Source organism: Streptomyces sp. NPDC086519, assembly GCF_040686075.1.
Taxonomy (GTDB): Bacteria; Actinomycetota; Actinomycetes; order Streptomycetales; family Streptomycetaceae; genus Streptomyces; species Streptomyces shenzhenensis.
This window is the reverse complement of the sequence record NZ_JBFBJL010000027.1, coordinates 112,909-126,844: the sequence shown is the minus strand read 5'-3', so window position 1 is coordinate 126,844 and position 13,936 is coordinate 112,909. Positions and strand designations below refer to the sequence as shown.

Here is a 13,936-nt window from a genome sequence, read left to right as displayed (position 1 = left end):
TGAGGGGCGGCGCAGTGGGTTGCGCAACATGGCGGAGCGGGCCGAGGAGCTCGGTGGGCGGCTGGAGTGGGACTGCCCGGCGGGTGCCGGGGGTGCCGGGGGTGGTACGACGCTGGTGTGGCGGGTGCCGGTGAGGGAGCCGTAGCGTCGAATCACCGGAGCCGCCCGACGCGCGCCCCGGCCCGGAGCGGACCTGGATCGGGAAACGGGACCGTTCGGCCTATGCCCTCAGGGCCCGGATGACGGATTCTGAGGGTGTCGGACCACGGCAGCCGAACCCTGGAGGTCGCCATGACCGGCACTCCGCACATCGTGAACGACGTGATGACCCACACGGTCCTCGCCCTGCGCCACGGCGCGCCGTTCAAGGACATCGTGAAGGCCATGCAGCGGTGGCAGGTGAGCGCGGCCCCCGTCCTCGACGACGACGGCCGGGTCGTCGGAGTCGTCTCGGAGGCCGATCTGCTGCGCAAGGAGCAGGCCCGTGGTGACGTCGTCGGCCGTCTGCCCGAGGCCGACCGCAGCGCGGCGGCGGCCGTCACCGCCGGGGAGCTGATGACCGTACCCGCCGTCACCGTCCACCCCGAGGCCACCCTGCCCGAGGCGGCGCGCACGATGGCCCGGCACGGCGTCAAACGGCTTCCGGTGGTCGACGCGGAGGGCCTGCTGCGGGGCGTCGTGAGCCGTGCCGACCTGCTCAAGGTGTTCCTGCGGGACGACGAGGACATCGCCGAGGAGATCCGGCGCGACATCGTCCCGCACCTCTTCCCCGGCTCGGCCACACCGGTGCGGGTGCGGGTCCGCGACGGCGTCGTCACCCTCACCGGCCGCGTCTCGGACACCGCGCTGATCCCGGTGGCCGCCGGATGGGTGCGGGGCGTCGACGGCGTGGTCGCCGTGGACTGCGCGCTCGCCGGGCCGCCCCGCCGGCCGGACCTCGACCCCGATCTTCCCGACCCGGAGCACGTCCCACCGGGCTGAGGCAGCCCGCTCGCGGCCGGACGTCCCGGATCCCGGAAGGAGGCGGCGGACCATGACCAGGACGCGTCGCCCACCCGTGGCCAGAAGACCGCTCTGGCGCTGGCGGCGCAATCCGCTGCGCCGCCCCAGCGACGTGGTGGAGGCCTGGATCGTGCTCGCCGTCTGGACGGTGGCCCTCCTCGGCGGGCTGCTCGCCGGAGGGGCGGCCGCCACGGCCGTGCACCGGAGCTTCGCCGATCGACGGTCCGCCATCCATCCGGTGTCGGCCCGGCTGACCGAGAACGCGGCGGCCGGCTCACGCGTCCTCACCGGCTACGACGTGGGGAAGTCGTGGGTCACCGTGCGCTGGACGGACCCGGACGGAACCACCCGCACCGGTTTGGCCAAGGCCCTGCCCACGGCCAGGACGGGCAGCCAGGTGCGGGTCTGGGTGGATCGCGATGACCGGCCCGTCTCAGCGCCCCCGAGCCAGGCCGAGGTCACCTGCCAGTCCCTGGCGACCGCCGTCCTCGTGAGCCCGCTCGTCGCCACCGCGGTGTGGGGCGGCGGCTGGGTGGTCCGCCGCCGGCTGATGCGCCGCCGCCTCGCCGAATGGGATGCGGAGTGGCGGCGGATCGGGCCCCAGTGGCGGAACTTCAGCGGCGGCAAGGGATGAGGTGAGGGACCCGTACCCGGTGGGGTGGCGTGGCTCGGAGGGCCGCGTTCGCGGTACCCGGCGTTTGCCGCGTCCGGGCGACGGGTGAGCCACGCGGTGCCGCCCAGCCGCCGCCATGCAGAGCTCGAGCCGGCCCACGCCTCCCGTGCCGGCCTCCGTTCCGGGCGAGCGCCCGCGGCCGGTCGAAGGGAGCGGCCTTGCCCCGAGTCCCGCGGCCGGCCGGGGTCACCGCGCGGCGGCGGCCTCCTGGGCGATCTGCTCGAAGCGGGCGCCCATCGCCTCGGACAGCGCCTGCGCGGCCGACAGCGGGCGCACCATCACCGTGAACTCGTCGATCTTCCCGTCCGCGTCGAAGTGCAGGAAGTCGCAGCCCTGGAGCTTCTTACCGGCGACCGTCGCCGTGAACACGAAGGCGTGGTCGCGGCCGTCCGGGTTCGCGATCTCCCGCACGTAGGCGAAGTCCTCGAACACCTGCGACACCGCGCGCAGGATCGCGGCCGTGATCGCCTTGCCCGGATACGGCTTGAAGGCCACCGGGCTGGTGAAGACGACGTCGTCGGCCAGCAGGGCGGCCACGGCGTCCATGTCGCCGTTCTCGACGGCCTCGCGGAAGGGGTGCACAGCACGCACGGGGTCCACCTCACCTATTCAAAAAGTTGACTAGGTGCATGCTAGCGTGCGCGCATGGCTCTGCGGAATGCGGTGATGGCCGCCCTGCTGGAGGGCGAGGCCTCCGGATACGACCTCGCCAAGGGATTCGACGCGACGGTCGCCAACTTCTGGACGGCGACGCCCCAGCAGCTCTACCGCGAACTGGAGCGCATGGAGGCCGACGGGCTGGTCACCGCCCGCGTCGTCGAGCAGGAGCGGCGCCCCAACAAACGGCTCTTCTCCCTCACCCCGGCCGGTCGCGACGCCGTACGCGCCTATACGGCAGAGCCCCCCGCGCGACCGTCCGTGGTCCGCGACGAGCTGCTGGTCAAGGTGCAGTGCGCGGACGCCGGCGACCTCGACGCGGTCCGCACCGCCGTCGCCGAGCGCATGGAGTGGGCCACCGCCAAACTGGCCCGCTACGAACGGATCCGGCAGCGCCTGCTCGCCGGCCGCTCGGAGGAGGCGTACTTCGCCGAGGCCGAGCGCGTCGGTCCGTACCTCACCCTGCTGCGCGGCATGTCCTTCGAGCGCGAGAACCTCCAGTGGGGCGACCTGGTGCTGCGCAGACTCGCACAGCGGGCGGCGGTCCGTAGTCAACAAAGTGATTGACTCTCCAAAGAGTAGTGACTGACTCTCCAAAGAGTTCGGTCTTCCACCTCCAGTACGACCGGGTCTCGCCCGAGGTCCTGAAACAGCGCGAGGACCTGCTCGGCACCACCAGCGCACAGCGGGCTGCGGCCCGGATCGCCGCCGAGATGATCAGCCCGTGTCCGCCGGGCGTGCCCGTGATCGCCCCCGGCGAGGTGATCACTGACGAGGTCCTCCACCACCTGCGCAGCGGCGCCGACCACGGCGTCCTCATCCCGGACGCCTCCGACCCGTCGCCGCGCGAGCTGCGCGTGGTACGGCGCCGAGCCGCCGGCCACCACCGAACCGGCGTGATCCGATCGCGGAATCCGTGCCTGGACCGCGGCCGCCCGGGTACGCGGGCGTAGCCGGTTCAGGGGGGTGTCCGCGCGTAGGGAACAGCAGGCCGCGAGGCACGGCGGCCCGCCAGATGCGAAGGAATGGTACCGATGGGCGAGACCAACCCCCTCAAGCGAGCGGCAGACAAGGTCGCCGACACCGTCCGGGGCGACCACGCGGGACCCGCCGACGGGATTCCGGGCAAGCCCGGCCCCGAGTCACCCACGGTCGCGGAACCGACCGAGCCCCGTGACCCGCTGCCCCCGAAGCCGGACCAGAGCGGCCCGGACACCTACTCGCCGACCGGGCAGCCGACCGGTGCCGACCAGGCCCGGACGGCGCAGGCGGAGCCCTACCTGACCGACGCCCAGGGCCATCGCCGCCACGACACCGACCACTCGCTCAAGGCGGGGCCGCGCGGCCCCGTCCTCCTTCAGGACCACCACCTGCGCGAGAAGGTCATGCACTTCGACCACGAACGGATCCCGGAGCGCGTGGTGCACGCGCGGGGCGCCGGCGCGCACGGCGTCTTCCGCAGCTACGGCACGGCCGCCACGGTCACCAAGGCCGCGTTCCTCGCCGCCGAGGTCGAGACCCCGGTCTTCGTGCGGTTCTCCACCGTGCTGGGATCCAGGGGATCGTCCGACACCGTCCGTGACACCCGCGGTTTCGCGACCAAGTTCTACACCACCGAGGGCGTCTTCGACCTGGTCGGCAACAACATGCCGGTCTTCTTCATCCAGGACGCCATCAAGTTCCCGGACGTCATCCACGCCGGCAAACCCCACCCGGACCGGGAGATCCCGCAGGCGCAGAGCGCCCACGACACCTTCTGGGACTTCGTCACCCTGCACACCGAGGCCACCCACCACACCCTGTGGAACATGTCCGACCGGGGCATCCCGCGGTCCTACCGCACCATGGAGGGCTTCGGCGTGCACACCTTCCGCCTGGTCGACGCCGACGGCGCGAGCACGCTGGTGAAGTTCCACTGGAAGCCGAAGCTCGGCGTGCACTCCCTGGTCTGGGAGGAAGCGCAGATCGCCAACGGCGTCGACCCCGACTTCCACCGCCGGGACCTGGCCGACGCCATCGAGGCCGGCGCCTACCCGCAGTGGGAGTTCGGCATCCAGACCTTCCCCGACACCGCGGACCAGACCTTCGAGGGCATCGACCTCCTCGACCCCACCAACCTCGTCCCCGAGGAACTCGCCCCGGTGCAGCCGATCGGGCTGCTCACCCTCAACCGCAACCCGTCCAACTACTTCGCCGAGACGGAACAGGTCGCCTTCCACGTCGGCCACCTCGTCCCCGGCATCGACATCACCGACGACCCGCTGCTCGCCGGCCGCCTCTTCTCGTATCTCGACACCCAGATCACCCGCCTCGGCGGCCCCAACTTCGCCCAGCTGCCGATCAACCGGACACACGCCCCCGTCAACGACATGCTGCGCGACGGCATGCACCAGACCGCCGTGCACCGGGGCGTCGCCCCCTACCGGCCCAACTCCCTGGACGGCGGCTGCCCGTTCGCCCCGGGCGCCGACCTCGGCGCGTACGTCGAGACGCCCGTCCCGGTACCGGAGTCCCACAAGACCCGGCAGCCGCCCGAGACTTTCGCCGACCACTTCAGCCAGCCGCGCCGGTTCTGGCTCAGCATGAGCCCGGTGGAGCGCGAGCACATCATCGGCGCCTACACCTTCGAACTCGGCAAGTGCTACGAACAGGCCGTCAAGGAACGCGGGCTCCAGGTGCTCGCCAACATCGACCCGGAGCTGTGCGCCCAGGTCGCGGCCGGTCTCGGGCTGCCCGCTCCGGAGCCGACCGTGCCGCTCGCCGACGTCGAGCCCAGTCCCGCCCTGTCCCAGGTCGGGCGGACCTGGCCCACCGACGGGCGGGTCATCGGCATCGTCACCGGCCCGGACGGCGACCTCGACGGCGTGCACGCCGTGCGCGAGGCCGTGGTCCAGACGGGCATGGTGCCGCTGGTCGTCGCCCCGGCCGGCGGCACGCTCAACGGCAGCGGCGGCAACGGCACCGGCGGAAACGGCGACGGTGCGGTGCCGGTGCAGCGCACCTACGCCACCGCCCGGTCCGTGGAGTTCGACGCCCTCCTGGTCGCCGGCACACCGGGGCTGGGCACCGACGCGTACGGCGCCCGGGACGCCAAGGCGGGCACGGTGAACGGACAGGGGCCCACCCATGACCCGCGGGTGGACCTGCTGCTGAACGAGACCTTCCGGCACGGCAAGGCGATCGGCGGCTGGAAGGGCGCCGAGGCCGCCCTGGAAGCGGCCGGTGTGCCCGCCGACGCGGCCGGCGTGGTCGTCGGCGACAGCGGTACCTCGACGCTGCAACAGGTCGTCGCCCTGCTGGGCGAGCACCGGGTCTGGGCACGCTTCCCGGCCGAGGTGTGAACCCCTGACCGCCTCGTCCTGTGCGCCCGGCCCCGTCCTGGGGCCGGGCGCACCCGTTCTGGGCCCGGGCAGGGCGGCGGCCGTCAGCAGGCCGCCACGCCGGGTAACCGGGCCGGGCCCTTGACGCGGACGCCGGCCGGCGAGGAGCCGCCGGCCGGCTTGGGCCGGATGCCGTCGGTGTGGTCCTCGTCGGTCACCGTCTCCGTGTGCTCCTGGTTCTGCACGGAGACCTGGGCCGGCCCGGCGAAGGCGTAACCCCGCAGGAACTCACGCTCGGCGTGGAGTGCGTGCGACCCCCGCGCCCCAGGTGCCGGCCGGCTCTCGTACGGCCGCGCACCCGGATCCACTGCCGGAACCGTCGCCGGATCGACCGCCGGATCCGTCGCGCCCGGAACTCCCCGCGGCGCATGTCGTACGAACGCCCCGTCGGCGGCGTCAACGGCCCGTAGGCCCGGAGCCGTTCGCCGTACGCACCGGAGCCGTCCGACGAAGCGCACCGCCTTCCGCCGAAAAGGGCCGCGCGGCTGAGCGCCGTCGCCGCCGTGGCCGCGCCCACCCTCACCAGCCGTTTCCGGAGACAGCGACGGCCACGCCTCCTCCTCCCGCCTACCGGCTACTCACCCCACGTACCGCCGACTTTCACATCGGCGCCACCTGACCCTTCCCTGACGTTCGATGACCTTGGAAAACTCGCACCGCGCACAATCCGCCCTGTTCCGGCCATCCCGTGCGTCAGGATGAGAGGTCGCTCCCCCATGTCCGAAGTCAATCGGCGCCGATTCCTACAACTCGCGGGCGCCACAACGGCGTTCACCGCGCTGTCCAGCAGTATCCAGCGCGCCGCCGCGCTGCCCGCGAACCACCGCACGGGGTCGATCGAGGACGTCGAGCACATCGTCGTCCTGATGCAGGAGAACCGGTCGTTCGACCACTACTTCGGCACCCTCAGCGGCGTCCGCGGCTTCGGGGACCCGCGTCCGGTCACCCAGGGCAACAAGTCCGTCTGGAAGCAGTCGGACGGCACCAAGGACGTCCTGCCCTTCCACCCGGACGCCGACGACCTGGGTCTCGCCTTCATCCAGGACCTCCCGCACGGCTGGAACGACACGCACACCGCCGTCAACGGCGGTAAGTACGACAAGTGGGTGCCGGCCAAGGGCACCACGACCATGGCGTACCTGAACCGGGACGACATACCGTTCCACTACGCGCTCGCCGACGCCTTCACCGTCTGCGACGCCTACCACTGCTCGTTCATGGGCTCCACCGACCCGAACCGCTACTACATGTGGACGGGGTACACCGGCAACGACGGCCAGGGCGGCGGTCCGGTCCTCGGCAACGACGAGGCCGGCTACAGCTGGACGACGTACCCGGAGCGCCTGGAGAAGGCCGGCGTCTCCTGGAAGGTCTACCAGGACGTCGGCGACGGCCTGGACGCGGCCGGCGGCTGGGGCTGGATCCAGGACGCCTACCGCGGCAACTACGGCGACAACTCGCTGCTCTACTTCAAGCAGTACCAGAACGCCCAGCCCGGCGACCCCCTGTACGACAAGGCCCGCACCGGCACCGACGCGACCAGGGGCGAGGGCTTCTTCGACCGGCTGAAGGCCGACGTCAAGGCCGGCGAACTCCCGCAGATCTCCTGGGTGGTCGCCCCCGAGGCCTTCACCGAGCACCCCAACTGGCCCGCGAACTACGGTGCCTGGTACGTCTCCCAGGTCCTCGACGCGCTCACCGCCGACCCCGCCGTCTGGGCGAAGACGGCCCTGTTCATCACCTACGACGAGAACGACGGCTTCTTCGACCACCTGATCCCGCCGTTCCCGCCGTCCTCCGCGGCGCAGGGCAAGTCCACGGTCGACCCGAGCCTGGACCTCTTCAAGGGCAACGCGAGCCACCCCGCCGGCGCCTACGGCCTCGGCCAGCGCGTCCCCATGCTCGTCGTCTCGCCGTGGAGCAAGGGCGGTTACGTCTGCTCCGAGACGCTCGACCACACCTCGATCATCCGGTTCATGGAGGCCCGCTTCGGCGTTCACGAGCCCAACATCTCGCCCTGGCGGCGTACCGTCAGCGGCGACCTGACCTCCGCGTTCGACTTCTCCCGCAAGGACGTCAAGCCGGTCGCGCTGCCGTCCACGGACGGCTACCGGCCGCCGGACAGCAACCGCCACCCCGACTACGTGCCCACCCCGCCCGCGAACCCGTCGCTGCCCAGGCAGGAGCGCGGCTCGCGGCCCACCCGGCCGCTCAAGTACGCCCCGGTGGTGGACGGTTCTCTGGACCCGGCGGCCGGCAGGTTCACGCTCACCTTCGCGTCGGGCGCGCAGGCCGGTGCGGCCTTCCTGGTGACCTCCGACAAGCGCACCGACGGTCCCTGGAGCTACACCACCGAGGCCGGCAAGTCCGTCTCCGACACGTGGAACTCGGTGTACTCGGGCGGCTCGTACGATCTGACCGTGCACGGCCCGAACGGCTTCCTGCGCACCTTCCAGGGCTCCGGCACGGTGGCGGGGCCCGAGGTCACCGCCCGGCCGCACGGCGACGACATCGAGCTGACCTTCACCAACAAGGGCGGCGGTACGGTGAAACTGAAGGTGGCCGACGGGTACGGCGGCCGGGGGCGCACGTTCACGGTGCGTGCCGGGGCCGTCGTGAAGCACATCGTGCACCTCAACCACAGCGAGCGGTGGTACGACCTGACGGTCACCTCCGACGCCGACGCGAGATATGTGCGGCGGTTCGCCGGGCATGTCGAGAACGGGCGGCCCGGAGTCAGCGACCCGGCGATCATCACGGTGTGAGAGTGCGCCCGAGGGGGTGCGGGGAACGGTTGTGCGGCGGCTGCGGGTGGGTGGCCGGTCGCGCCCACGCGGCGCAGCCGCATGCCGACCACCGCCCCGCGCCCCTGAAGGCGCGCTACCGGGACGTCAGCTGACCGGGTTCCGCCTTCTGCCGGGGGACCAGTGCCGGGTCCAGGGCCAGGACTGCCGCCACCGGGTGTTCGTCGTCCAGTTCGACGACCGGTGGCGGCGGTGCCACCCGGGTGAGCACGACCACGCCCCAGGACGCCAGGCCGGCGCCCGTCAGGGCGAGCAGGATGCCCCAGACCCCGCCCTGCAGTCCCTGGCCGAGCAGGGCCAGGCCGATGATCGCCGCCGCCAGGGGGTTGGCGAGGGTGACCAGGGCCAGCGGGGCGCCCAGGCCGCCGCGGTAGGCCGTCTGGGAGAGCAGCAGGCCGCCCACCGCGAAGGCGGCCACCAGCAGGGCCACCACGATCACCTCGGCGCTCAGGGCCGGCCCCGAACGGTCCGTCGCCGCCACCGTCACCGTCTGGGTGAGGGCGGACGCGACGCCCGAGGCGAAGCCGGACGCGGTGGCGTGCCGGAGGCCAGGCCGGGTGCCGGGGCGGGAGAGGACACCGATCAGGGCGGCCGTCGTACCGGCCACGGCGAGCGCCTGGGTGAGGCTCAGCACCTGGTGCGGCGCCGGACCCGAGGCCGTGGTCAGGAGGGCGCCGAGGCCGAGCAGGGTCAGGGCGGTGCCCCGCCACTCCGTGGCGGTGACCCGGCGGCCGGCCGCCCGTGCGCCCAACGGCACGGCCGCGACCAGGGTGAGTGCGCCGAGCGGCTGTACGAGGGTCAGCGGGCCGTACTTGAGGGCGACGACGTGCAGCAGGGCCGCGCCGGCGTTCAGGCCCACCGCCGCCCACCAGGCGCCGCTGCCGAACAGCCGCAGCAGACCGGTGGCGGAGGTCCTCGACGCGAGCCGCGCCTGGGCGACGGCGGCGGCCGCGTAGGCCACGGCCGAGACCAGCGACAGCGCGACGGCGACGAGGGCCGCGGTGCTCATCGGCCCGCCCCCACCGGCGCGGGCTCCCCGGAGACGAGGTGCCGGGTGCCGCGCCCGGCCGTGGTGGCCGTGTGGTGCGGCGCGCGCAGCGGGGTGGGGGTCCCCCCGGACGAGGTCTGGGGGCGGATCAGGGCGAGGGCGGCGCCGAGCATCGCGGCGGCGGCGACCGAGTCCAGCCAGTAGTGGTTGGCGGTGCCGACGATCACGAGGAGGGTGATCGCGGGGTGCAGCAGCCACAGCCGGCGCCAGCGGGACCGGGTGGCGACGATCAGGCCGATCGCCACCATCAGGGCCCAGCCGAAGTGCAGGGAGGGCATCGCCGCGAACTGGTTGGAGAGGTGGTCGCTGGAGGGCGGGCCGTAGACGGAGGGGCCGTAGACGCGGGCGGTGTCGACCAGGCCGGTCGCGGCCAGCATCCGGGGCGGCGCCAGCGGGAAGGTGAAGGGCAGCACCAGGGCGGCCGCGGTGACCACGGCGAGGACCCGGCGGGCCCAGACGTAGTGCGCGGGCCGCCGCAGGTAGAGCCAGGCCAGGAAGGCCAGCGTCGCCGGGAAATGAACGGTGGCGTAGTAGGTGTTGGCCAGGTGGACGAGGGTGTCGCCGTGCAGCAGTGCGGACTGCACGCCGACTTCCGAGGGCAGGTGCAGCGTCCGTTCCAGGTCCCAGATCCGGTGGGCGTTGTGCAGGGCCTCGGCGGTGTGGCCGGTGGCCAGTTGGCGCCCGAACTTGTAGACGAGGAAGAGTCCTGCGACGAGCAGGAGCTCACGGACGAGCGGCGGTCGGGCTATCGCGCCCGGCTCCGCCGCTGCCGGCTCGGACTGGGATCTCATCCCAGGCCCCCTCACTGACGATGGTGCTGTGCGAGTCCCGGGCGGTGGCCCGAACTCTTCGATACGGAAGCGTACCGATACGGTACTGTACCGATACGGTACTGTACCGATACGCGCCTGTACCGATACGAGACTGTACCGATACGGTTGTGTACCGGTACAGTGGCGTATCGATAGACGTAGGCCACACTGGTTGTAGGTTTCCGTGACGGCCGTACGGCGGGCGGGGCGGAAGCGATCCGCGAGTGATGCGCGAGTGAGGAGAAGAGCACATGACGTCGCAGGACGCGGACGGACCGGAGACGGTCGCAGCCTCGCGCCGCTCCAAGATCACGCCGGAGCGTGAGCGGGAGTTCTTCGACGCAGTGCTCGACAAGATCCGCGAGTGTGGCTACGACTCCGTCTCCATGGAGGGGATCGCCGCCAGTACCCGGTGCAGCAAGTCCACCCTCTACCGGCAGTGGAAGACGAAACCGCAGTTCGTCGCGGCCGCGCTGCGGGCCAACCGTGAGGTGCGCTTCGCCGGCGTCGACACCGGGTCACTCGCCGGGGACCTGCGCGAGGTGGCGCGGGTCGCGGGCGACTGGTCCCGCAAGGACACCAAGCTGCTCGCCGCGCTGGGGCACGCGGTGCACTCGGACGAGGAACTGGCGCAGGCACTGCGCGAGGCACTCGTCGAACCCGAGATCGCCGCACTCCAGGAGATCCTGCAGCGCGGTGTCCTGCGCGGCGAGGTGCCCGAGGGCCATCCCGCGCTGGACTACGTGCCCGCCATGATGTTCGGCGTCCTGCGGGTGCGGCCCGTGCTCACCGGCGAGTACGCCGACGCCGACTATCTCGTCCGCTTCGTGGAGGCCGTCGCGCTGCCCGCACTCGGACTGACCTAGGACCCAGGCCGCCGTCCACGGGATGACTGGACGGTGACCTGCTCGCGCCGCACCGTGGGGACGGGGGCGGCGCGCACCCCCCGGCCGGGTGGGGTGCCCCTTTGAGCGGAGGGGCGCTCCACCCGGCCGACCGCTGTCCGGGGACCGGGGCAGGTCAGACGTTCGAACCGTTGCCGCTGCCCGAGGACACCTTGATGCCGCTCGTGATCGTGTCGATGACCGACTCCTTCTGACCGACGTCGACGCCGAACCGGACCACGACCATCTGCTGGGCGTTCGCGGGCGACGGGAAGGCCAGCGACTCGACGTAGCCGTCGGCGCCCTTGCTGGTGATCGCCTTCCAGCGGACCATGTACCCCTTCTGCCCGGCCACGGTGACCGCCTTGGAGGCCAGCACCTGGTGCGAGGTGATCGAGCCGTAGGTACTGCCGCCGTACGACTTCTCCGCGTTGGCCGAGATGTCCGCCTTGGCGACCTCCTCGGCCGTGTCCCCCTTGGTGCCCAGCACCACCGCGGGCGCCGAGTAGGCGCCGCCGGCGGTGCAGGTCTGCGAGGTGTCGCCCGGGCACTTGTAGGAGTCGTCGGAGCTGATGTTCGCGCCGTAGTTGATCGTCTGCCCGGTCCAGCCGTCCGGCACCGGGACGCTGATGGCGTTGACCGGGTCCGGCACCCTGCCGCCGCCCTTGATCTTCGGCGCCTCGGACTGGCCCGGCGACGGCGACACGCCCCCGTCGGTGCCACCGGAACCCGCCCCGCCGCCCGACCCGCCGAACGGGAAGCCCTGGCCGCCGTTCTGCCCGCCGCCCTGGCCGCCGTTCTGTCCTTCGGGGCCGCCCTGCCCGAACCCGCCCGGGCCCTGCTGCGAGGCCTGCTGATCGCCGTTGTCGCCGCCGTTGCCGGTGAGCGCCCACACGCCCACCCCGATGGCGGCCAGCACCGCCACGGCGACACCGACGGCAACGCCGGTGCGCAGTCCGCGCCTGGCGGGGGCGGGCGGCGCCGGGTACCCCGGATAACCCGGGTACGCGGGGTAGGACCCGTCGGCCGGGTACGCCGGGAATGCCGGGGTACCCCCCTCGGCCGGGAAGGCCTGCTCGGCCCCGTCGGCCGGCGGCTGCGGCGGGGGACCCCAGTCCGCGGCCGACCCGGCGGGCCGGGTCCGCTCCGTCCAGGCCTTGCCGTCCCACCAGCGTTCGGTCGCCGGACCGTCACTTGTCTGCCCGGGATCGGGATACCACCCGGGAGGAGTCACCTGCGTCATGCCCCCACCGTATGAGGCATCGGTGAAAGTCGGATGAGAGGATCCGGCGATGTTCGGACGAGACGGTCCGAAGGTGGCTGATACGCGATCCGGCGCGGTCCGGACGGCGCGATCCGGTGCGGTCCGGACGGCGCGATCCGGCCCGCCTCATTCGATCCGCAGCCGCACCGGTGGCCCCGGTGCCGGCGGCGGGAGGCGCAGGCCGCCGCGGCCCGGCGTCAGGGAGCCGAGGATGCTCGGGTGGCGGGCGCCGGTGGCGGCCGGGACCGTGCCCGCCAGGCCGTGCGCGGTGAGGAAGCCGAGGACCGCGAAGGCGTACGCCTCCTTCGCCGCCGCGGGCAGGCCGAGTTCGTCGGAGACGCGCACCGGGATCTTCGGGAGCAGGTCGGCCAGCATCCGCATGAGCACCGGGTTGCGGGTGCCGCCGCCCGACGCGATCACCTCCGTCGCCGCCACGCCCCGCACCGCCTCCGCCACCGTCCGGGCGGTCAGCCCGGTGAGGGTCGCCAGCGCGTCCTCGGCCGACAGGCCCGCGGGCGCCCGCCAGTACCCGGCGTGGAACAGCTCCTTGCCGGTCGTCTTCGGCGCGGGCAGCGCGTAGTACGGCTCCGCCAGCAGCTCTTCGAGCAGCAGCTCCTGCGGACGGCCGCGCGCCGCGAGCGCCCCGTCCACGTCGTACGCCAGCCGCCCGCCGCTGAACTCCCGGACCGCCGCGTCCAGGAGCGCGCACCCGGGCCCGGTGTCGAAGGCCGTGCCGTCGGCCGCGGTGAGGTTGGCGATCCCGCCGAGGTTCAGCGCCACCGGCGTCCCCGGCCGGCCGCGCAGCCACAGCAGGTCGACCAGGCTCACCAGCGGAGCCCCCTGGCCCCCGGCGGCCACGTCGCGCGGCCGGAAGTCGGAGACCACCGGCAGTTCGGTCGCCTCGGCGATCCACGCCGGCTGCCCGAGCTGGAGGGTGCCGTGCACCCGGCCGTCCGTCACCCAGTGGTAGACCGTCTGCCCGTGCGAGGCCACCAACTCGGCACGGCCCCCGCACAGTTCGCGGTCGGCCCGGACCGCGGCCGCCGCGAACGCCTGCCCGATCCGGGTGTCCAGCAGACACACCCGGGCCAGCGGCACGGCGGCCGGCGGCAGCGACCCCGCGAGGGCCTCCCGCACCTCCTCGTCGTACGGCGTGCTCACCATCCCCAGCGGCTTCAGCAGCAGCGTGCCGTCCAGCAGCCGCAGCTCGGCCGCCGCCGCGTCCACCGCGTCGTACGACGTCCCGGACATCAGGCCGATCACCAGCACTGTCCCAACCCGCCTCTCGAGCCGTCTTCGTGCGCGGCGGGCCGAGCAGCGCGCGTGCGCTGACCGCGCGGGTCGCCGCCGCGGGGCAGCCGGGAACGACGAGGTTCCCGGTGCGCCGCACCGTCTCCGTGATGATGAGGCCC

Annotated in this window: 13 protein-coding genes; 7 read left to right on the top strand and 6 right to left on the bottom strand. The window is 72.8% G+C overall.

The window, feature by feature from the left end:
- The first annotated feature begins 291 nt into the window (after positions 1-291).
- Positions 292-981: a CBS domain-containing protein gene (locus AB0P24_RS25570; protein WP_365797738.1), complete on the top strand. Its 690-nt coding sequence runs from the start codon at positions 292-294 to the stop codon at positions 979-981.
- A 52-nt stretch (positions 982-1,033) separates the two neighbouring features.
- Positions 1,034-1,636, top strand: a complete 603-nt coding sequence (locus AB0P24_RS25565; RefSeq protein ID WP_365797736.1) for a hypothetical protein — start codon at positions 1,034-1,036, stop codon at positions 1,634-1,636.
- A 225-nt stretch (positions 1,637-1,861) separates the two neighbouring features.
- Here the strand turns inward: AB0P24_RS25565 and AB0P24_RS25560 are convergent, their stop codons facing one another.
- A complete protein-coding gene (locus AB0P24_RS25560) occupies positions 1,862-2,257 on the bottom strand; it encodes a nuclear transport factor 2 family protein (protein ID WP_365797754.1) in 396 nt (131 codons plus the stop codon).
- A gap of 63 nt (positions 2,258-2,320) precedes the next feature.
- Between AB0P24_RS25560 and AB0P24_RS25555 the strand changes: the two genes are divergently transcribed.
- From AB0P24_RS25555 to AB0P24_RS25545, 3 genes are all read left to right on the top strand, one after another.
- On the top strand, positions 2,321-2,899 hold the full coding sequence (locus tag AB0P24_RS25555; RefSeq protein WP_365797734.1) for a PadR family transcriptional regulator: 579 nt from the start codon (positions 2,321-2,323) through the stop codon (positions 2,897-2,899).
- Positions 2,900-2,913: 14 nt separating this feature from the next.
- Positions 2,914-3,285 (top strand): hypothetical protein, encoded by a 372-nt coding sequence (locus tag AB0P24_RS25550; protein WP_365797733.1) that lies wholly within the window; start codon positions 2,914-2,916, stop codon positions 3,283-3,285.
- Positions 3,286-3,366: 81 nt separating this feature from the next.
- Positions 3,367-5,673: a catalase gene (locus AB0P24_RS25545; RefSeq protein WP_365797731.1), complete on the top strand. Its 2,307-nt coding sequence runs from the start codon at positions 3,367-3,369 to the stop codon at positions 5,671-5,673.
- An 83-nt stretch (positions 5,674-5,756) separates the two neighbouring features.
- On the opposite strand, the gene AB0P24_RS25540 is transcribed toward AB0P24_RS25545, so the two are convergent.
- Positions 5,757-6,020 carry a hypothetical protein gene (locus tag AB0P24_RS25540; RefSeq protein ID WP_365797729.1) on the bottom strand — a complete coding sequence of 88 codons (264 nt, stop codon included), beginning with the start codon at positions 6,018-6,020 and terminating at the stop codon, positions 5,757-5,759.
- Between the two features lie 408 nt (positions 6,021-6,428).
- Here AB0P24_RS25540 and AB0P24_RS25535 point away from each other — a divergent pair, with 408 nt between their 5' ends.
- Positions 6,429-8,477, top strand: a complete 2,049-nt coding sequence (locus tag AB0P24_RS25535) for a phosphocholine-specific phospholipase C (protein WP_365797727.1) — start codon at positions 6,429-6,431, stop codon at positions 8,475-8,477.
- A gap of 115 nt (positions 8,478-8,592) precedes the next feature.
- On the opposite strand, the gene AB0P24_RS25530 is transcribed toward AB0P24_RS25535, so the two are convergent.
- A complete protein-coding gene (locus tag AB0P24_RS25530) occupies positions 8,593-9,525 on the bottom strand; it encodes a hypothetical protein (RefSeq protein ID WP_365797725.1) in 933 nt (310 codons plus the stop codon).
- Entirely contained in the window at positions 9,522-10,355 is an 834-nt protein-coding gene (locus tag AB0P24_RS25525; protein WP_365797723.1) for a phosphatase PAP2 family protein, read from the bottom strand. Before AB0P24_RS25525 ends, AB0P24_RS25530 begins: the two co-directional genes overlap by 4 nt.
- 272 nt (positions 10,356-10,627) lie before the next feature.
- Here AB0P24_RS25525 and AB0P24_RS25520 point away from each other — a divergent pair, with 272 nt between their 5' ends.
- Positions 10,628-11,242, top strand: coding sequence for a TetR/AcrR family transcriptional regulator C-terminal ligand-binding domain-containing protein (locus tag AB0P24_RS25520; RefSeq protein ID WP_365797721.1), 615 nt, complete (start codon positions 10,628-10,630; stop codon positions 11,240-11,242).
- Between the two features lie 154 nt (positions 11,243-11,396).
- Here the strand turns inward: AB0P24_RS25520 and AB0P24_RS25515 are convergent, their stop codons facing one another.
- Positions 11,397-12,503 (bottom strand): DUF2510 domain-containing protein, encoded by a 1,107-nt coding sequence (locus AB0P24_RS25515; protein ID WP_365797719.1) that lies wholly within the window; start codon positions 12,501-12,503, stop codon positions 11,397-11,399.
- Positions 12,504-12,650: 147 nt separating this feature from the next.
- Positions 12,651-13,793: an anhydro-N-acetylmuramic acid kinase gene (locus AB0P24_RS25510; RefSeq protein ID WP_365797717.1), complete on the bottom strand. Its 1,143-nt coding sequence runs from the start codon at positions 13,791-13,793 to the stop codon at positions 12,651-12,653.
- Positions 13,794-13,936 lie beyond the last annotated feature (143 nt).